The sequence below is a fragment of the Spiroplasma kunkelii CR2-3x genome (assembly GCF_001274875.1).
GTDB lineage: Bacteria > Bacillota_I > Bacilli_A > Mycoplasmatales > Mycoplasmataceae > Spiroplasma > Spiroplasma kunkelii.
Genome location: NZ_CP010899.1, coordinates 212985 through 231039, shown reverse-complemented (window position 1 = coordinate 231039; position 18055 = coordinate 212985). Strand labels below are relative to the sequence as shown.

Below are 18055 nucleotides of genomic sequence, written 5' to 3'. Positions count from 1 at the left end.
TTCGCTTTAGTTTTCACTATATTACCTCCACTTTTCCTCCAGCTTTTTCAATTGCTGTTTTTGCAGTTTGCGAAACTTTGTTAACTTTAACATTAACACTCTTAGATATTGTACCATTACCTAAGATTTTAATTAATTCTTTTTCATTTTTTAGCACTTTTTTGGCAACTAATGTTTGATGGTTAATTTCATTCAATCCTAATTTTTCCAAATCACTTAAGTTTAATAAGACATATTTTTTGGTTGTTAAATTAGTAAAACCAACCTTTGGTAAACGACGGAATATAGGAGTTTGTCCCCCTTCAAATCCAGGTCTAACACCACCACCGGTGCGAGCATTTTGCCCTTTATGTCCTTTACCAGCTGTTTTTCCTAATCCTGATGAAGTTCCTCGTCCTAGTCGTTTTTTACTATGACGGGCTCCATCAGTATATTGTAATCCGTTTAATTTCATTGTTATGTCCTCTTATCCTTGTAACTCTTCTACGGTTTTACCACGTAATTTTGCAATTTGATCAATTGTTCGTAAATTACTTAAACCATCTAATGTTGCACGAATCATATTAATTGGGGTATTTGATCCTAATGATTTTGTATAAACATCTGCTAAACCTGCTAATTCAATCACAGCTCGGGCTGGTCCTCCAGCAATAACTCCTGTCCCTTTGCGAGCTGGTTTAATTAATACTTTTCCTGCTCCAAAATAACCAATAACTTCATGTGGAACAGTTGTTCCCAATAGTGGTACTTTTACTAATTGTTTTTTTGCCTCTTTAATTGCTTTTTTGATTGCATCAGGAACTTCGTTTGCTTTTCCAGTCCCAAAACCAACGCGACCTTTTTTATCACCAATCACAACAACTGCCGCAAAGCGGAAATGACGTCCTCCTTTTGTTACTTTAGTAACCCGACGAATTGTTACAACTTTTTCTTCAAACATATTTTCATCACCACGACGATCATTATTACGTTCAAAACGTTGATTACCTTGCCGAAAATTATGTTGTGGTCCTTCTTTTTTTGCTGCTGGTTGATCTAAGTTTCCTGTATTTGGTTTTAAATCTGTTTTATTCTCTGCCATATCTTCTTATTGCTCCTTTTAAAATTTAAGTCCTGCTTTACGAGCAGCCTCTGCAAATGCTTTTACTTTGCCATGGTATAAATATCCACCACGATCAAATACTACCGTTGTAACTTTTTTATCAAGTGCTTTTTTTGCAATTTCATCGCCAACTTTTTCTGCCGCTGCAATATTGCTTGTTGATTTTAAACCAGTCATTTTTAATGTTGAGGCTGCAACAATTGTTTTTTGTTTCACATCATCAATTAATTGAGCATAAAAATGCCCATTTGATTTAAACACATTTAAACGAGGAACAGATGTTGTACCATTAATTTTGGCACGAACACGAAAATGTCTTCTTTTTCGTTTTGCACTACTACTTTTACTTTGTAAATTTGCCATTGTTGATATTCCTTTCTTCTGCTATTTACCAGCAGATTTTCCTTCTTTACGGATAATGTGTTTGTTTTTGTATTTAATTCCTTTACCTTTATAAGGTTCTGGCTTACGATAATTTCTGATGTTTGCAGCTACTTCCCCAACTAATTTTTTTGAAATTCCTTCTACAATAATTTGTGTTGGTTTTGGAAGTGTAATTGTAATTCCTTGCGGAATTTTATATTCAATTGGATGAGAATATCCTAAACTTAATGTTAACTTATTACCAGCTAACGCCGCACGATACCCTACTCCATTAATTTCTAATTCTTTTTTGAAACCTTTGCTGACACCTTCTAACATTCCTTGAATTAAAGAATTAATTGTGCCATGTAATTGCTTACTATGTTTCACATCATTTGCTCTAGTTGTTGTCACAACACCTTCTTTGGCGGCAACAGTAATAACACTTGGAATTGCTTGTTCTAATTGTCCTTTTGCGCTTTTTACAATAACATTATTTGGTTGAATTGTTACTTCAACACCAACTGGAATTTTTAACTCTCTATTACCAATTCGAGACATTGTTTTGCTCTCCTTTAAATATTTCTATCACACATAAGCAATAACTTCCCCACCTAAGTGAGCTTTTTTTGCTGCTTTGTCTGTCATAATTCCTTGGTTTGTTGAAATAATTGCAATTCCCATTCCATTTAAAACTTGAGGTACTTCTTCAACGGTTACATAAACTCTTAAACCTGGTTTTGAGATTCGTTTTAATCCTGAAATAACTTTTGTTTTACCTTTATACTTTAAAGTTAACGTTAAGTCTTTTTTAATATCTCCTGATACTTTAAAGTCTTCGACATAGCCTTCTTTTTTCAAAATTTCAGCAATTCTTACTTTCATTTTACTTGACGGCATTTTTACACTTTTGTGTAAACGTTGATTAGCATTGCGAATTCTTGTTAACATATCAGCGATTGTATCAATCATCATAATTAATTAGTCTCTCTTTCTATCATGAAGCTTTTCTAACCCCAGGAATTTGTCCTTTACTTGCTAAATTTCTAAAGCATAAACGACATAAATCAAATTTACGTAACACAGCATGAGGTCGTCCACAGTTGTTTCCACATCGAGTATAACCTCTTACCTTGAATTTTGGATGGCATTGTTGTTTAACTTTTAATGATTTTTTGGCCATATCTTCTTTCCTCCTATTTTTTAAATGGCATTCCCATTTTTCTTAATAATGCTCGAGCATCAGCATCATTTGTTGCACTTGTGACAATTGTAATATCCATTCCCCGTACTCTTTTAACTTTATCATAGTCAATTTCAGGGAAAATAATTTGTTCTTTAATTCCTAAGGTATAATTTCCACGCCCATCAAAGGCATCTTTATTAAGCCCACGGAAATCTCTTACTCGTGGTAAAGCAATGTTGATTAGTTTATCTAAAAACTGATACATTTTTTTTCCACGTAAAGTAACTTTTGCTCCAATTGGCATTCCTTCACGTAATTTAAAGGAAGCAATTGAATCTTTAGCTTTGGTAACAACTGGTCGTAACCCAGTTATTAATGCTAATTCATTTGTAATATCTTCAATTACTTTACTATTTTGTGTTGCATCCCCAGCTCCCATGTTAACAACAATTTTTTTAACAACAGGAACTTGCATTATTGATTGAAAACGTTGCTCTTTGAATAATTCTTTAACAATTGTATTCTTATATTTTTTTTCTAAATTAACATTCATTATTAATCATTATTCCTTTCTACGCTAAATGCGCTTTTGATTTACGAGCAATACGAACTTTTTTACCATTATCAGCAATTTGATAACTAATTTTAGTAATTTCTTTTTTATTTTTTGGATCAATTAATGCAACATTTGAAATATGAACTGAAGCGGGAACTTGTTGAATTCCTCCTTCAGTGTTATCTTGTGAAGGTTTAACATGTTTAATATTTGTAATTCCTTCAATTACCACACGACTTTTTTCACGTAAGACACGAATGATTGGACCTTCTGTTCCTTTATGTTTTCCGGCTATAACTTTCACTAAATCACCTTTTTTAAATTTAACTTTATTCATAAATAGCCTCCTATAATACTTCTGGTGCTAATGATGCAATTTTTACAAAACCAGCATCTTTAACTTCCCGGGCGATTGACCCAAAAATCCGTGTTCCACGTGGGTTTTTATCATCTTTAATTAATACTACAGCATTTTCTGAAAATTGAATTTGTGTTCCATCACTTCGTTTTAAACCACGTCTAGTACGCACGATAACCGCTTTAACAACTTGTCCTTTTTTGACAATTCCACCAGGGGTTGCTCTTTTAATTGTACATACAACGATATCCCCAATATTAGTAAACTTTCGTCATGAACCACCCAAATTTTTAATTACTAACACTTCTTTTGCCCCAGAGTTATCAGCAACTTTTAATCTTGATTCTTGTTGGATCATTTTTTTATTATCCTCTTCTTACTAACCAATTGCTTTTTCAATAACTTGAATTAGACGAAAGTGTTTATTTTTTGATAAAGGACGCGTTTCCATAATGCTTACTTTATCTCCAATGTGGGCTTGATTTTGTTCATCATGTGCTAAATATTTTTTTGAATACTTTACACGTTTTTTATATAAGGGGTGATTTTTATATGTTTCAACTAAAACAGTAATTGTTTTTTCAGCTTTATCTGAAATAACACGTCCTTGTAAGACTTTACGACTATTTCTTTCCATTATTTTTTACCTGTCCCTTTCTTAATTGTTTTGTCATCGGCTTTTTTTGTTGTTTTACCAGCGGATAAGATTTTATCATGATTTTCTTTTCAATTTGAACCATAAGTATATTCTTTTGCGTTAGGGTCTTTTGTTTTTAATTCTAAATCAATTTTAACTCCTGAACCACGCCCTTTTGCAGTGCCACCCATCGCAACAGAACTTTTAATTGCTGCTAATTTTTCTTTTGCATTAAGTTCAGTTGTTTTTTTAGTTGTCTTAGTTGGCTCTGCTTTTTTTGTTCCTTTTGGTACTTCAATGTCTGCTTTAGCCGGAGTAACTGATTTAACAGTTACTGTTGTTTTGTCGCTTGGTGTTGTTTTACTTTTTGCTGTTGGTTTCTTTGCCGCAGCTTTTTCTTTAATTAAAGTTTTTAATGTTGCATCTTTATCAGTTTTAGTTTCTTGTATAACATCTTTTTTATTCACTGAAAGTTTTTTCACAACTGCTGTAGCTGCTTTTCCAATTGTCGGTTTTTCTTCTCCAACAACTTTTTTCTTATGAGATTCTTTCCCACCGGCTGGTTTCTTTGCCGCAACTCGTGTTTTTTGTTCATCAAGAACATTTGCTCCTCCTGTTGTTGAAACAACAGCTTCTTCTGTTAAGTCCATTGCGTCATTTAATGGTAAATCCATTAAACCTGGCATTTCTTCTTTAGCAGCTTGTTGCTCAGCCATCATTTGCTCAATTTTTGCCTTGCGTTGTTTTGCAAATGCTTGTGATTCTTTTTCAATTTTCGCATATGTTTCATTTAAATTAACTTTAACATTAATTGCGGTGTTTTCCCCAGCATTTTTATGAGCAGATAAGATTGTTAAAATGCGAGCAATTTGTTTTTTTAATTCCCCAATGCTATGTGGTTTTTCTAAATTCCCCATTGCTGATTGGAATCGTAACGCAAATAATTCAGCACGTGATTCTTCTTCCAGTTTTTTCAATTCTTCAACTGATTTTTTGGTTAAATCATTCATTTCTTACTCTTCTCCTTTTTTAACAATCTTACATCTTACTGGTAATTTATGCATTGCTAATCGTAATGCTTCAAGGGCAGTTTCTTCAGAAACACCTGCTACTTCAAACATGACCGTTCCTGTTTTAACAACTGCTACTCATTCTTCAGGTGAACCTTTTCCTGAACCCATTCGAACTTCTAATGGTTTTTTTGTTTTTGCCATATGAGGAAAAATTCTAATTCAAACTTTTCCTCAACGTTTCATATAACGTGTCATTGCAATCCGCGCTGCTTCAATTTGGCGGTTTGTAATTCAGGCTCCATCTAGTGATTTTAATCCAAATTCTCCAAAATCTACTTTCGTATTTCCTTTTGCTTTTCCTTCATATTTAATACGATGCGGACGACGATATTTTGTTCTTTTTGGTAATAACATTATTTTGCCTCCTTAGCAGCGGGGTGTGATTTTGGTCCTTGATAACGACGATTATTGTTTGAACGATTAAAGTCGCGTTTTTCAAACTTTGGTTTTTCATCACTTGTAGAAACTAATTCTTTGCTTAGGATTTCTCCCTTACAAATTCAAATTTTAACTCCAATTTGGCCATAGGTTGTTAAAGCTTCGGCTAAAGCATAATCAATATCACTACGTAAAGTTGCTAATGGTACGGTTCCTTCGGTATATCCTTCTGTTCGTGCCATATCTACACCACCTAAACGTCCTGAAACAGAAGTTTTAATTCCTTGTGCTCCAGCTTTCATTGCTTTTTTAATTGCTAATTTTTGAACACTTCTAAATGAAGCACGATTAACAATCTGTTCAGCAATTGTATTCGCCACTAATTGTGCATCAGTGTCTGGGTTTTTAATTTCAACAACATTAATTTTTACTTCTATTTTACGATCGCCGATTGTAACATGTACTAATTTTACTAATTTTGCGATGTTTTTTCCTTCTTGTCCTAAGACAACACCAACACGAGCAGTTCTAATAAAGATAACAATTTCTTTTTTTGTTCGTTCAATTTCAATTTTAGAAACACTTGCTCCTTTTAATTCTTTCATTAGAGCTTTTCTAATCTTGATATCTTGATGCAATCATTTGACATATTCTTGCTTTTCAGCGTATCATCTTGAATCTCACGTTTTAATAACTCCAACGCGTAATCCTGTTGGACTAACTTTTTGACCCATCTCTTGTTATCTTCCTTTCTTATTGTTGTCCATCACTAACAGTAACTGTGATGTGACTTGTTCTCTTCAATATTTCATATGCTCGCCCATGTGCACGCGGACGGAAACGTTTTAATGTTGGTCCTTCGTTAACGAAGATTTCTTTAATAAATAAGCGATCAGCATCCAATCCATTATTATTAACGGCATTTGCTACCGCTGATTTAACTAATTTTTGAACTGGAACTGATGATTTTTTGTTTGTGTTGTTAAGAATAACTATTGCGTCTCCCACTTTTTTATTCCGAATTAAATCGGTAACTAATCTTACTTTTCGCGGCGATATTCTAATACTTCTTAAGTTTGCTCTTACATCCATTTATATAATAATACTCACTTTCTGAATTTAATTATTTTTTCTTCTTCTTATCATCGCCATGTCCACCAAATTTTCTTGTTGGTGAGAATTCTCCCAATTTATGACCAATCATATCTTCGGTAACATAAACTGGAATATGTTCTTTTCCATTGTGGACAGCAAAAGTATGACCAATAAATTCTGGGAAGATAACGCTTCTTCTTGATCAAGTTTTAACAACTTCTTTTTTATTCGCAGTATTCAATGCTTCAACTTTTTTTTGTAAATATTTATCAACAAATGGCCCTTTTTTCAGACTTCGTGACATTGTTTTACCTCCTATATATAATCTCTCTAATTTTGATTTTTACTTTCAACTAACTATTATTTGTCGGATTGACTCTAATTAGCAAGATTATTTAGTACGTCTTCTAACGATTAATTTAGTTGAAGCTTTTTTCTTGTTACGAGTTTTTACTCCTAATGCTTTTTTACCTCATGGTGTCATTGGTGCTTTTCGACCAACCGGAGCTTTCCCTTCTCCCCCACCATGGGGGTGATCATTTGGGTTCATAGCTGACCCACGAACAGTTGGACGAATTCCACGTCAGCGGTTTCGTCCTGCTTTTCCTCAATTTACTAGGGCGTAGTCTTCATTTCCAACTTCACCAACTGTTGCTCGACATTCTCCTAAAACTTTACGAACTTCACCTGATGTTAATCGAATTGTGACATATTTACCATCTTCATCTTTTCCTAAAAATTGCACTGATGAACCAGCTGAACGAGCTAATTGTCCACCTTTACCTGGACGTAATTCTAAATTATGTAGAACAGTCCCTTCTGGAATGTTTTTTAATTTCATGCAGTTTCCAACTTTAATATCTGTTTTCTCAGCACTAACAATTTGCATTCCAACTTTGATGGTTTTTGGTGCTAAAATATATCTTTTTTCACCATCAACATAATTAACTAAACAAATAAAGGCATTACGATTTGGATCATATTCAATTGTTGCAATTTTTCCAATAATATTATCCTTATTACGTTTAAAGTCAATAATACGATATTTAACTTTATGGCCGCCGCCTTTATGTCTTGTTGTAATAACTCCTTGGTTATTACGACCAGCATGTTTTTTCCGAGTTTTAATTAATGATTTTTCCGGGCGATCAGTTGTCAACACGGAATAATCTAATGACGTCATATTACGACGACTCGGTGTGACTGGTTTAAAACTCTTAATTGGCATTTTTATTTATCCTCCTATTTCGCCAATAAACAGTCCCAGATAGTGTATCCTGGAATTATTTATCTTCTCCTAATAAATCTAATTTCTCACCTGGTTTTAATTTAATAATTGCACGTTTTGTGTATATTGTCTCTCCAACAAATTTTCCCATTTTCTTTTCTTTTGGATCATAATTAATAACATTAACTTTTTCAACCTTTACTTCAAATATTTTTTCAAAAGCTTTTTTAATTTGAACTTTATTTGCTGTACGCGCAACTTCAAAAGTATAAACCCCATTCGCCATATTACGATATGTTTTTTCTGATAAAATTGGTTTTTTTATGACATTTGTAATATGCATTATGAGTACACCTCCTCAATTGCTTTTATTGCTTGTTCTGTTACTAATAATTTGTTTGCATTTAATAAATCATATATATTAATCCCAGCTGATGTAATTATATTTACCTTTTCAATATTACGTGATGATTTAAAATTAACTTCATCACCTTCTGTGGTAATAATTAATAGTTTTTCACCATTAACTTTTAAATTATTTAAAACTTTAACCATTGCTTTTGTTGAAGGTTTGTCAATTCCAAATTGATCAATTATCATAATATTTTTATCTTGAACTTTCAACGAAAATGCAGATTTAATTGCTAATTTTCTAACTTTTTTATTAACATGTTTTAAATATTTTTTTTCTGGAGTTGGACCAAAAACAATCCCTCCTCCTTTTCATTGTGGTGCTCTAATTGAACCTTGGCGAGCACGACCAGTTCCTTTTTGTCTTCAAGGTTTTCTTCCCCCACCAGATACTTCAGTTTTTGTCTTAGTTTTGTGTGTGCCTTGACGCATTGAGGCTTGTTGCGCAATAACAGCATCAAACATTGCTTGCTGATGTGGCTCAATTCCTCAAATGGCATCATTTACACTAATTTCTTTAACGCTTGTTCCATTCGCATCAAGTACTTGTAATTTCATTTTAAAATTCCTTTCTACAAAACTATTCTGTCTTTGATGCTGGTGCATCAGTGACTGCTGTTAGCGTTGTATCAACTGCTGCATCAACAACTCCTTCAACTGGTTTTTCTTCTTTTACTGTGGGATCTGGTGTTTTTGTTTCAACAGTTCTTTTAAGTAATTCTGTTGGTGTATTTGGTTTTAAACCTTTAATTGCTTCTTTAATAACTACAAACTGTTTTTTTGGACCTGGAATTGAACCTTTTACCAATAAAGCATTTTTTTCAGTATCAATTGCAATAATTTCTAAATTTTGAATTGTTACTTTTTCGGTTCCTATATGTCCAGGCATTTTTTTAGATTTTAAAATCCGATTTGGGGCAATAGCTCCCATCGACCCAACACCACGGTGATAACCTGAACCATGTCCCATTGGTCCCCGTGAATAGTTATGTCTTTTAATTGAACCAGTAAATCCTTTCCCTTTTGAAGTTCCTGTAACATCAACGAATTCCCCAGCAGTAAAGATATCAGCTTTAATAATATCGCCAGAATTATAACCATCCATATTTCTGATTTCTTTAACGAAGCGCTTAGGTGTTGTATTCGCTTTTTTGAATTGTCCTTGGTCTGGTTTTGAAACCAAACTAATTCTTTTATCTTCGACAGCTAATTGAAGCGCTTGATAACCATTTTGTTCTTTTGTCAATACTCGTAAAACAATATTATGTTCTACTTCAACTACTGTAACTGGTATTAATCTACCATCGGTAGCAAAAATTTGTGTCATACCAATTTTGCGTCCTAAGATTCCTTTCATTTCTTTCCTCCTTGAAAATACGTCATGTATATATTGTCTATAAATTAAATTTAAGAATGGTTATTTATTTCATTTCAATTTCCACACCACTTGGTAACTGCACTCTTTTTAAAGTGTCAATTACCTTTGGACCATCAGGATTAATAATATCAATAATTCTTTTATGTGTTCTCATTTCAAATTGTTCTCTTGAATCTTTGTATTTATGAGTTGCTCTTAAAATAGTAATGATATTACGATCAGTTGGTAAAGGTATTGGTCCCTTTACCTCTACTCCTGCTGCTTTAGCTGCTTCAATGATTTTTTTAATTGATTGATCAACCACACGGTGATCAAAACCTTTTAATTTAATTCTCATTTTAGTTTGAGCCATTACTTTTCCTCCTAATTTATTCATATTTTTTGTGTAAACATTGACAACGCCTATCAGTGTATCAGTGATAGGGCACAAAAGATGTTTCCACAAAATATACATGATTATTTATTTTATTGGATAATAGTCAATAATGCAAGTCTTTTTTTAAGAAAAAAATAAAATATTTTATCTTTTTTACTTCTTTGTTTCATCTAATTTATAATTAATAAATAAAATTGGAATAATTACATGTTGAAAAGTAAGGAGAAAAATGGCAAAAGAAATAGAAAATAAAACTATTATTATTATTATTATATAAAAAAACAAAGGACAATGGTTATGATTTGCGTTATCAAAAAATTCAAAAACATAAAGCACAGGTGGTTAAAATTCAACTTGAAACTTTAGCACGTAAAACATCACGAAGCCATGAAATTTACCGCAAAACAAACAAAAAACCACAGTTAGATAAAAAGAAAAAATCATTGATAAAAATAATCCAATGTATAAAATTTTATTAAATGCTCAAAAAAAGAATAAGCAATTAAAAAACCAAGCTTATAGAACAAAGGAACCTAATTATATTGATGTTAATAATATGACTGTTACTGACCGAATTAAAGTTATTAAATTAGCTAAAAAAATAGTCCTTATTATCGGCAATTATTATTAGAAAAAAACAAATGCTTTATCAGAATTAGTGTAAAAACGAAAAATTGCAATGATAGAGCAAACTTGCCAAAATAAAAAAAGAACTAAAACCAAAAAAAATATAATCTGGTTGTTCTTTTTAAAAATTACTTATGATAACTTTCATTATTAATAATCTTAAAACTACGATATATTTGTTCTAATAATACTAATCGGCATAATTGATGTGGTAAAGTTATTGCTCCAAAACTTAATTGAAAATTAACCTTTGACAATAATTCATTATTATTAAAGCCATGACTGCCTCCAATAATAAACAATAACTTTGATTTTTTAAATTCTTTAACTTCCTTAATATATGCAGCAATTTGTTCACTTGTTAAAATTTGACCTTGTGATGCTAATAATACTTTATAATATTCTGAATAATCTAATAGTTTTTTTATTACTAATGCTGTTTGATCATTAATTGTTACTTGTTCATTCTTATTATTAACTTCTTTTAATTCAATAATTTCTAATTTTGCATAATGCTTAATTCGTTCAAAAAAAGTTTCACAGCCAATTATTAGATATTTTTTATCTAATGAACCAATTGTCAGAATTTTAATATCCATTATTTATATTAGTCAGTAATTGAATCAACATTAATTGTTCATTTTAGAGCTGGAAAAGTATAAGCTGTTTCTGATGTTGGGAATTGACCACGTTTACCAACTTCCTTATCTTCTTCATCGGTTAAAATTCCTTTATTATCATTTTTTTTAACAAAACCTAATGCAATTTTAATATTTTGATCAATCTTAGCAGCATCTGGAATCGCATTAAAATTATAGTGATGATAATCATCATCTTTTAAACTCTCAAAGTCATAAAAACCATAACTTAGGAAAAATCATTGATGACCATAAGTTGGACTATCTTTTGTAATATTTGGATTTTCGTAAACAAGATAATTTGCATAACCTACTAATTTATCAATTGTTGCTGTAAAAGTAAAACGATTATGTTCTCCTTGAAACTCAAAGCGAATTGTAACATTAGGAATAACAATTGCAAGATAACGTGCTGATTGATATCCACGATTTTGATCAATTTGATCATAGCCTTGATTATAGTCATTTTTTGGATCATTTAATCATTCAAGAATCGATGCTATAGGTGATAATACTTTTAATGATGAAGGTGTATGAGGAGTTTTTTTGCCATCTGGTCAAGTTTGTTCTTTAACTCATTCTTTATTCTTTGTTTTTTCTACATTTCCAGTCATTGTCACCAAATTATCATTTGTTTTATTTAAAATTGTTTTATTTTCATTTGCAAGGAAAGCAACTTGACTATAGTATGAGTCATAACTAGTTGAATAATTGTTAAAAAATTCTTCTCATAATACTTTTTGATTAATTTTTTTACTATTATCAAAAAGATCTTGCGCATCAGTTTTTGCAGTTTTAATTAGTTCATCCTTTTGCCCTTTTAAGCCAGTTGCAATTTGCTCATCAGTTCACTTTGCTCCTTTACCAGTTATTACACTATTATCTTTTGTTAAATTTATACCATGTAAAATAGGATTAATTGCATTATTAATTAAACCCAATTGCCCCCCCTGTAAACTGTATTCATAAGGAGCACCATTTTCATCTTTTCCTGATTGGGTTACATCATCAATTCCATTTGTTGATTTACAAGTTGCTATTGGAACATGACTAAATTTTTGATTTCCATTATATATAAAAGTAGGAATAGGATTTCCTTGTGGTGCACCACTACAAGAAACAGCTGATGCTGATGATGCTGTAACCAAAGTTGTTGTTGCAAAAATTGATAATAACTTACGCATTATAGTCCTCTTTTCTTAAACACTAATTTATTTTTCACTAACTAATATAGTATCCTAAATTTTTCTATTTTGCAAACCATAATCAGCAAATGAACCGTGTTTTTTTACAAACAATAATTCAACACTCCCAGTTGGACCATTTCGATGCTTTGATAAAATTAATTGTGCTTTTTCTGTTTCTAACATTGGTCCTTCCATATTATTTGAATCGTGAGAAGTGTAATATTCTTCTCGAAATAAAAACATAATAATATCCGCATCTTGTTCAATTGCTCCTGAATCACGTAAATCAGACATAATTGGCCTTTTGTCTTCTCGTTTTTCAACTGACCGTGATAATTGGGATAAACAAATAATTGGAACCTCTAATTCACGTGCTAATGCTTTAAGTTGCCGCGAAATTGTTGAAACTTCCTGTTGACGTGAATCACCAAAATTAGTTCCAGTGCTAAGTAATTGTAAATAATCAATAACAACTAAACCAACTTCGTTTTCACGACATAATTTTCTTAACTTTGACTGTAATTCAATAACTTTCAAACTTGGTGTATCATCAATAAATAAATTTGTTTGTTTTAAAAAATCTGCCGCCTTGGTAATATTTTCTCAATCACGTGTTTTTAACCCTTTACCAGTTCGAACTTTAACAGAATCAACTGTTGAATAACTTCCTAGCATTCTTTGAATTAATTGTTCCGCTGGCATTTCAACTGAAAAAATAGCAACTGCTTTTTTTGATTGATCAGCTGATTTAACAGCAAAATTTAAAGCTAATGCTGTCTTCCCCATTGAAGGACGTGCCGCCAAAATAATAAAATCCCCTTTTTGAAAACCTGATGTCATACCATCTAAATCACGAAAACCACTTGGACTTCCTGTTAACATTTCACCGGAATTTTCTAACAATTCAATTTTTTGAAGTACTTTATCAACTTCATCATATGAAGTTTTAAATAAATTCCCTTTTCGCTCTTTTTTAACATCTAAGATTTCTTTTTCTGCATGACTAACAACTTCATCAATTGGCTGATGAGCATTAATCTTACGATTAATACTATCAACAACAGCCTTTAATCGACGTGAGGTTGTATTTTTAATAATAATATCTAAATATTCAGATAAATTAACATCTGTTGTATATGATTGAAATAAATCAGTTAAAAATTCAATGCCACCAACTTTATTTAAAATATTATTTTTTAACATATAATTGCTTAATGTTGTAATATTAATAGCAACCTTTGCTGAAAATTGTTCTTGTAAAGTTTTAAAAATTACTTTGTAATTCATTACAGTAAAATCTTCTTCTGTTAAAATTGAAAAAACTTCTTCAGCTGCTGTAATGGAGTGTGCAATTATTGCTAAAACATTTTTTTCCGCATCATTAATAACATTAAGTTTATTTAATTCTGTTTTATTGATGTTTTCCATTAATTAACTCTCCTTTTTTTCTACCATCACTTTTAATGTTGCAATTATATTTGGAGCTAATTTAATTTTTAGGTAATGTAACCCAAAACTTGTTAAATTATTATTATCAATAAATTTCTTTTTATCAACTTTTAAATTAAATTTTTTTGCTAATCAATCTTCAATTTGTTTTAAAGAAACAGAACCAAATGTTTTATTATCATGAACTTTTAATTTAAAATTCAATGTTAATTCTTCTAATGTTGCTTTTAATTCTTCTAAAGAAGCTTTTACTGCTGCTTCTTGTGCTGCTTTCTGTGATAAAACAACATTTAATTTAGCCAAATTAGCAGAAGTTGTTGAAATTGCAAAACCTTCTTTAATTAAATAATTTTTTGCATAACCATCAGCAACATCAATTACATCATTAACTTTTCCTTTTCCTTTAACATCTTTAATTAAAATAACTTTCATCATAATCACCTACTACAAATTATAACGGAAAACTTCTTAAAATAATTTTAATAAATAAAAAACGAATTATTTTCTTCGCTTTTTAAGCAATATCTAATAAATATAACGATAGCACCGCTTTTTTAAAAACTTTATCCAAACGTTTTTCAGCTTCGCTATCTTCTTGATATGTTAAAGAATTCCGATATTTTGTATGTTGTAAAAAACTAAAAATATCATATTCTAACTTAGGATTAAAATCTTTAATTTCAGCTCGTTTTTCTTCTAACAGTGGTAATAACTTATTTAAAGCAATTAACTTAGCACTAATATTACCATTATTTGCAAAATACTCAGTAAAAATTATTTCTTTATTAATTTTGTTATCATCATTATCAATATTTTTTAAATTTTTATTTGACATTAATCTTGGTTTTCTTCTTATCTTGCTATTAATACCAGTACTATTGTCTTTAACACCAAAACGTTTTACTTTTAATCCATTATTAATTGTATCAACAATTTCAATACCAAATCAATCTAATAATTCATAAATTTTTGTTGGATAACTATTAAAAGCAACTGATTTATAATTATTCAAAGCACTAATTGTTGGCCCATTCGTTTCCATTGATAAATTAGTAATATTTAATGTATATTCACAAAATTTTAATAATTCTGAATCTTCAATAAAAAAATTATCAATTTGGTTATAAATTAAATCATAATTTTTTCCTTCGTTTTTCTTATTTATTTTTTTCCCTAAATTCAAATCTAAATCATTTGTTAAATCAATACTATAACTTTCTTTAATAATTCCTAATTCATGTAATTCATTATTTGCATCTAAATTAATATCAAAAAATAAAATTGCTTTATCAACATTCATTCCAAATAATTTAGTTGATGAATTGTCTAATGATGACTTAATAAATTTATCATTAATCATAACTACTCAATCTGCAAGGATTTCTTTAAAATTCGTTAAAAAATATGCATATCTTTCGTTTTCATTTTTATCAAAAATTGACATCCTTCACCCCTGTTTATATTCTGTTTTAAATTAAATATATTATACCAAAAAAAGCAATTATATTAATCCCCTCTCACAAAAATTCAGGATAATAGTAATAAGCAACCATTAAATTCAATTAAAAAAGCATATTAATAATTTAATATGCTTTTTTAATTAATTGTTTAAATCTATTTTGAAATGGTGGACCCGAACGGGATCGAACCGTCGACCCCCTACGTGCAAGGCAGGCGCTCTCCCAACTGAGCTACGGGCCCAAAATTCTTATAAAAAAATGGTCGGGCTAAATGGACTTGAACCATCGACCTCACCCTTATCAGGGGTGCGCTCTAACCAGCTGAGCTATAGCCCGAAAACTTAAATAATTATAACATTAATTTTATTTAAAAAACAACCATAAATTTAAAATATTTTAAAAAAAATAAAAAGCAAAATTAATTTTGCTTTTTATTCTACAATTGGGTCTAATTCTTCAATATCAAGTGCCCCTTTACGTTTTGCTTTTTTACGATTCTGTTTTTCTAATTTTGTTTGCATTTTAACTGCTTTTAATTCTTCTTTCAATAAACGTTTTGTTTCTTTTTTTGAAATTTTGGAATTGTTATTAAATTCTTGTTCATTTGCAAAATTAAAGAATTCATCATCATTAGCTACATTAATTGGTTTTGCCACTTGTTTTGGTTGCTCATATTGTTCTGACTGTTTTGATTGTTGATTAAGAAAAACCGGATTAGAAACAAAAGCTTGTTCATAGTATGGTTGATTGTTGGTTGGTTGGGAATAATTTTCTTGTTGTTGCACTTCCTCTGAATAAACATTTGGAGTTATTATAGGCTCTGAAACAGTAACTGGAACATCATTATATTGTTGTCCTAATATTTCATCAGTTGCAACCGTATTATTTGGGCCTTGATTAATAATTGTTTGGGGATTATATTCTTCAACCGGCGATTGAACTAGTTGTTCTTCATACCCATTATTTGAATATTCATCATTTTTCTGTGTTCAAGGAACTGTATCATCTTTTAATTGATTATTTTTTTTTATATTCAAATCATTGCTAGCATTATTTCAACCCGGTTTTAAACCTTCATTATTTTTAATGTGCGGATTTCTTTCAAAATGTTCATTATAAACTGAATTATTATGCCCACAAGTACATCCTCATGGTCCATAAGGATTATTTTGTTGTCCATAATAATTTGGATACATACCATGACACATTCCTCCCATTTGCGAAATTGGTGGCATCATCGAATAAAATGTATATGGTTGTGGGGCTACTTGTTGCGCTGGAGCTGGTTGTTGAATAAAAAATACTTGTGGTGAAGTACCATTGGTCGAATATGGCGTAATAATTTGCTGAGGTTGCGATGAATATTGAGGAATTGAAGTTCCTGATGAATAATTATTTGAAAAGGCAGGGGTTGGTGATAATGTTAAAGTGCTAATAAACACTTCTGCATCACGACGACTTCTAAATAGCGCAATTTCACTATTAGTATCATGTGACTTTACTAAATATCCTTCTTCATTTGGTAAAATATAAAAACCATTATTCATTTTTTGCACCTCATTTTTCCCTATTTTCTACCCATAATTGTTACTATGAATTTTACCATAAAAAAGTAAAATAATATATAGTATCATATTTATTTTTTAAAGAAAAGCATACTAATTAAAATTATTTTAATTGTAAATTGTAAATGCCAACCGATAAAAAGTTAACTATTAATTTAATTAACTTTTTTAAGTTAATTATAGGAGGTTGAAATTATGCAAACAAAGCAATATTTTATTTTGCAGTCGCTAGTGAAAAAGTATGATAAAGATAATGTTATTAATACTGTTAATAAGATTGCAAAAGATATTGAAATTAAAAAGTAAAAGAATAAATTATTCCGCGTAATTTATTAGCGGATAATTTATTCAATAATGTTTTTTAATGGAGCGGAGCGACAACGAGCGGAGCGAGTTTGCAAATTTCAATTTTTTAATTTTTTAGAAGGGAGTTATATTGTGCCAACTTGATTAACAATAATATTTAGTATTATTATTTTATTGGGAATTTTTGCTTGAATTGGTTTATCAATTTTTCAAAAAATTAAACAAATTCGAGGAAAGAAAAAAGATAAAAAAAAATTGAAAGAAAGGAGGATAAAAAATAATGTTAGGTATGTATAGTTGAAAAAATACATATATGGTTGAAAAATTTTATGATGTTAAAAAGGGGAATTTTTTGAATGATTTAACTGATTTTATTTATGCTTTTGCTGTAAAATATAACATGTATGATGTATCTAAAAAAATTGTCGACAATATTGAGCGTTATAAAGAAAATCATTATCCAAGAGTATGCTAAGTTATTTTTTCATATTTTTATCTCCTTATTTAAAATGTTATAATTATAATATATAAAAATTAATATTCGTAGTAGATTAAAATCTATTTTAGATATATTAAATAATACAATTAGACCTTGTTTGGAAAATTTTACATCAAGACAATATTTTAAAAAAATTTTTTCAAATTAAATTAATGTTTGCATATGATTAATAAAATCTATTTT

General features: G+C 30.1%; 29 protein-coding genes, 2 tRNA genes and 1 pseudogene. 4 read left to right on the top strand and 28 right to left on the bottom strand.

All coding sequences use genetic code 4. The annotated features are described in order from the left end of the window. Positions 1 to 16: 16 nt before the first annotated feature. From rplO to rpsJ, 20 genes are all read right to left on the bottom strand, one after another. Positions 17 to 454, bottom strand: coding sequence for a 50S ribosomal protein L15 (gene rplO, locus SKUN_RS01190; RefSeq protein WP_053390521.1), 438 nt, complete (start codon positions 452 to 454; stop codon positions 17 to 19). A gap of 12 nt (positions 455 to 466) precedes the next feature. After that, positions 467 to 1081, bottom strand: coding sequence for a 30S ribosomal protein S5 (gene rpsE / locus SKUN_RS01185; protein ID WP_053390520.1), 615 nt, complete (start codon positions 1079 to 1081; stop codon positions 467 to 469). Between the two features lie 18 nt (positions 1082 to 1099). Beyond that, complete coding sequence (gene rplR, locus SKUN_RS01180; RefSeq protein WP_053390519.1) at positions 1100 to 1465, bottom strand: 50S ribosomal protein L18; 366 nt, start codon at positions 1463 to 1465, stop codon at positions 1100 to 1102. A 21-nt stretch (positions 1466 to 1486) separates the two neighbouring features. After that, positions 1487 to 2026: a 50S ribosomal protein L6 gene (gene rplF / locus SKUN_RS01175; RefSeq protein ID WP_053390518.1), complete on the bottom strand. Its 540-nt coding sequence runs from the start codon at positions 2024 to 2026 to the stop codon at positions 1487 to 1489. Between the two features lie 24 nt (positions 2027 to 2050). Beyond that, positions 2051 to 2440 (bottom strand): 30S ribosomal protein S8, encoded by a 390-nt coding sequence (gene rpsH, locus SKUN_RS01170; RefSeq protein ID WP_053390517.1) that lies wholly within the window; start codon positions 2438 to 2440, stop codon positions 2051 to 2053. Positions 2441 to 2459: 19 nt separating this feature from the next. Then, positions 2460 to 2648, bottom strand: a complete 189-nt coding sequence (locus SKUN_RS01165; protein ID WP_053390516.1) for a type Z 30S ribosomal protein S14 — start codon at positions 2646 to 2648, stop codon at positions 2460 to 2462. A gap of 13 nt (positions 2649 to 2661) precedes the next feature. Continuing rightward, positions 2662 to 3204, bottom strand: coding sequence for a 50S ribosomal protein L5 (gene rplE, locus SKUN_RS01160; RefSeq protein ID WP_053390515.1), 543 nt, complete (start codon positions 3202 to 3204; stop codon positions 2662 to 2664). 19 nt (positions 3205 to 3223) lie between these two features. Next, on the bottom strand, positions 3224 to 3544 hold the full coding sequence (gene rplX / locus SKUN_RS01155) for a 50S ribosomal protein L24 (protein WP_004028435.1): 321 nt from the start codon (positions 3542 to 3544) through the stop codon (positions 3224 to 3226). Positions 3545 to 3554: 10 nt separating this feature from the next. Further along, positions 3555 to 3923 carry a 50S ribosomal protein L14 gene (rplN, locus tag SKUN_RS01150; RefSeq protein ID WP_053390514.1) on the bottom strand — a complete coding sequence of 123 codons (369 nt, stop codon included), beginning with the start codon at positions 3921 to 3923 and terminating at the stop codon, positions 3555 to 3557. A gap of 21 nt (positions 3924 to 3944) precedes the next feature. Further along, positions 3945 to 4205, bottom strand: coding sequence for a 30S ribosomal protein S17 (gene rpsQ, locus SKUN_RS01145; RefSeq protein ID WP_053390513.1), 261 nt, complete (start codon positions 4203 to 4205; stop codon positions 3945 to 3947). Beyond that, positions 4202 to 5212, bottom strand: a complete 1011-nt coding sequence (rpmC, locus tag SKUN_RS11710) for a 50S ribosomal protein L29 (RefSeq protein ID WP_053390512.1) — start codon at positions 5210 to 5212, stop codon at positions 4202 to 4204. The genes rpsQ and rpmC overlap by 4 nt, the downstream gene beginning before the upstream one ends. 3 nt (positions 5213 to 5215) lie before the next feature. Further along, positions 5216 to 5629 (bottom strand): 50S ribosomal protein L16, encoded by a 414-nt coding sequence (rplP, locus tag SKUN_RS01135; protein ID WP_053390511.1) that lies wholly within the window; start codon positions 5627 to 5629, stop codon positions 5216 to 5218. Continuing rightward, positions 5629 to 6387, bottom strand: a complete 759-nt coding sequence (gene rpsC, locus SKUN_RS01130; RefSeq protein ID WP_053390510.1) for a 30S ribosomal protein S3 — start codon at positions 6385 to 6387, stop codon at positions 5629 to 5631. Before rpsC ends, rplP begins: the two co-directional genes overlap by 1 nt. Positions 6388 to 6406: 19 nt before the next feature. Continuing rightward, complete coding sequence (gene rplV, locus SKUN_RS01125; RefSeq protein WP_004028427.1) at positions 6407 to 6745, bottom strand: 50S ribosomal protein L22; 339 nt, start codon at positions 6743 to 6745, stop codon at positions 6407 to 6409. A gap of 31 nt (positions 6746 to 6776) precedes the next feature. Beyond that, complete coding sequence (rpsS, locus tag SKUN_RS01120) at positions 6777 to 7052, bottom strand: 30S ribosomal protein S19 (protein ID WP_053390509.1); 276 nt, start codon at positions 7050 to 7052, stop codon at positions 6777 to 6779. A gap of 87 nt (positions 7053 to 7139) precedes the next feature. Then, entirely contained in the window at positions 7140 to 7976 is an 837-nt protein-coding gene (gene rplB / locus SKUN_RS01115) for a 50S ribosomal protein L2 (protein WP_053390508.1), read from the bottom strand. Between the two features lie 55 nt (positions 7977 to 8031). Beyond that, a complete protein-coding gene (gene rplW / locus SKUN_RS01110; protein ID WP_053390507.1) occupies positions 8032 to 8319 on the bottom strand; it encodes a 50S ribosomal protein L23 in 288 nt (95 codons plus the stop codon). Further along, positions 8319 to 8945, bottom strand: a complete 627-nt coding sequence (gene rplD, locus SKUN_RS01105; RefSeq protein ID WP_053390506.1) for a 50S ribosomal protein L4 — start codon at positions 8943 to 8945, stop codon at positions 8319 to 8321. The genes rplW and rplD overlap by 1 nt, the downstream gene beginning before the upstream one ends. A gap of 22 nt (positions 8946 to 8967) precedes the next feature. Further along, positions 8968 to 9744 carry a 50S ribosomal protein L3 gene (gene rplC, locus SKUN_RS01100; RefSeq protein WP_053390505.1) on the bottom strand — a complete coding sequence of 259 codons (777 nt, stop codon included), beginning with the start codon at positions 9742 to 9744 and terminating at the stop codon, positions 8968 to 8970. 64 nt (positions 9745 to 9808) lie between these two features. Beyond that, positions 9809 to 10117, bottom strand: a complete 309-nt coding sequence (gene rpsJ, locus SKUN_RS01095) for a 30S ribosomal protein S10 (RefSeq protein WP_053390504.1) — start codon at positions 10115 to 10117, stop codon at positions 9809 to 9811. A 484-nt stretch (positions 10118 to 10601) separates the two neighbouring features. Between rpsJ and SKUN_RS10150 the strand changes: the two genes are divergently transcribed. Next, on the top strand, positions 10602 to 10772 hold the full coding sequence (locus tag SKUN_RS10150; RefSeq protein WP_235511240.1) for a hypothetical protein: 171 nt from the start codon (positions 10602 to 10604) through the stop codon (positions 10770 to 10772). 124 nt (positions 10773 to 10896) lie between these two features. On the opposite strand, the gene SKUN_RS01085 is transcribed toward SKUN_RS10150, so the two are convergent. The 8 genes from SKUN_RS01085 to SKUN_RS01050 all read right to left on the bottom strand — a co-directional run bounded on the left by SKUN_RS01085 (position 10897) and on the right by SKUN_RS01050 (position 17049). After that, on the bottom strand, positions 10897 to 11367 hold the full coding sequence (locus tag SKUN_RS01085) for a 23S rRNA (pseudouridine(1915)-N(3))-methyltransferase RlmH (protein ID WP_053390503.1): 471 nt from the start codon (positions 11365 to 11367) through the stop codon (positions 10897 to 10899). Between the two features lie 8 nt (positions 11368 to 11375). After that, entirely contained in the window at positions 11376 to 12590 is a 1215-nt protein-coding gene (locus SKUN_RS01080; RefSeq protein WP_053390502.1) for a lipoprotein, read from the bottom strand. Positions 12591 to 12644: 54 nt separating this feature from the next. Then, positions 12645 to 14021, bottom strand: coding sequence for a replicative DNA helicase (gene dnaB / locus SKUN_RS01075; protein ID WP_053390501.1), 1377 nt, complete (start codon positions 14019 to 14021; stop codon positions 12645 to 12647). Between the two features lie 3 nt (positions 14022 to 14024). After that, positions 14025 to 14477 carry a 50S ribosomal protein L9 gene (gene rplI, locus SKUN_RS01070; protein ID WP_235511238.1) on the bottom strand — a complete coding sequence of 151 codons (453 nt, stop codon included), beginning with the start codon at positions 14475 to 14477 and terminating at the stop codon, positions 14025 to 14027. A gap of 79 nt (positions 14478 to 14556) precedes the next feature. Then, positions 14557 to 15486: a hypothetical protein gene (locus SKUN_RS01065; RefSeq protein ID WP_053390499.1), complete on the bottom strand. Its 930-nt coding sequence runs from the start codon at positions 15484 to 15486 to the stop codon at positions 14557 to 14559. Positions 15487 to 15667: 181 nt separating this feature from the next. After that, positions 15668 to 15743 (bottom strand) — tRNA-Ala (locus SKUN_RS01060). An 18-nt stretch (positions 15744 to 15761) separates the two neighbouring features. Further along, positions 15762 to 15838: transfer RNA gene (locus tag SKUN_RS01055), tRNA-Ile, on the bottom strand. Positions 15839 to 15933: 95 nt separating this feature from the next. Then, positions 15934 to 17049 (bottom strand): hypothetical protein, encoded by a 1116-nt coding sequence (locus SKUN_RS01050; protein WP_053390498.1) that lies wholly within the window; start codon positions 17047 to 17049, stop codon positions 15934 to 15936. A gap of 372 nt (positions 17050 to 17421) precedes the next feature. Between SKUN_RS01050 and SKUN_RS01045 the strand changes: the two genes are divergently transcribed. From SKUN_RS01045 to SKUN_RS11870, 3 genes and pseudogenes are all read left to right on the top strand, one after another. Further along, positions 17422 to 17670, top strand: a complete 249-nt coding sequence (locus SKUN_RS01045; protein WP_053390497.1) for a hypothetical protein — start codon at positions 17422 to 17424, stop codon at positions 17668 to 17670. Then, positions 17654 to 17848, top strand: coding sequence for a spiroplasma phage ORF1-like family protein (locus tag SKUN_RS01040; RefSeq protein ID WP_053390496.1), 195 nt, complete (start codon positions 17654 to 17656; stop codon positions 17846 to 17848). The genes SKUN_RS01045 and SKUN_RS01040 overlap by 17 nt, the downstream gene beginning before the upstream one ends. A 58-nt stretch (positions 17849 to 17906) precedes the next feature. Beyond that, positions 17907 to 18020, top strand: a pseudogene (locus SKUN_RS11870) (IS30 family transposase); the annotation flags it as partial. Positions 18021 to 18055: the final 35 nt, after the last annotated feature.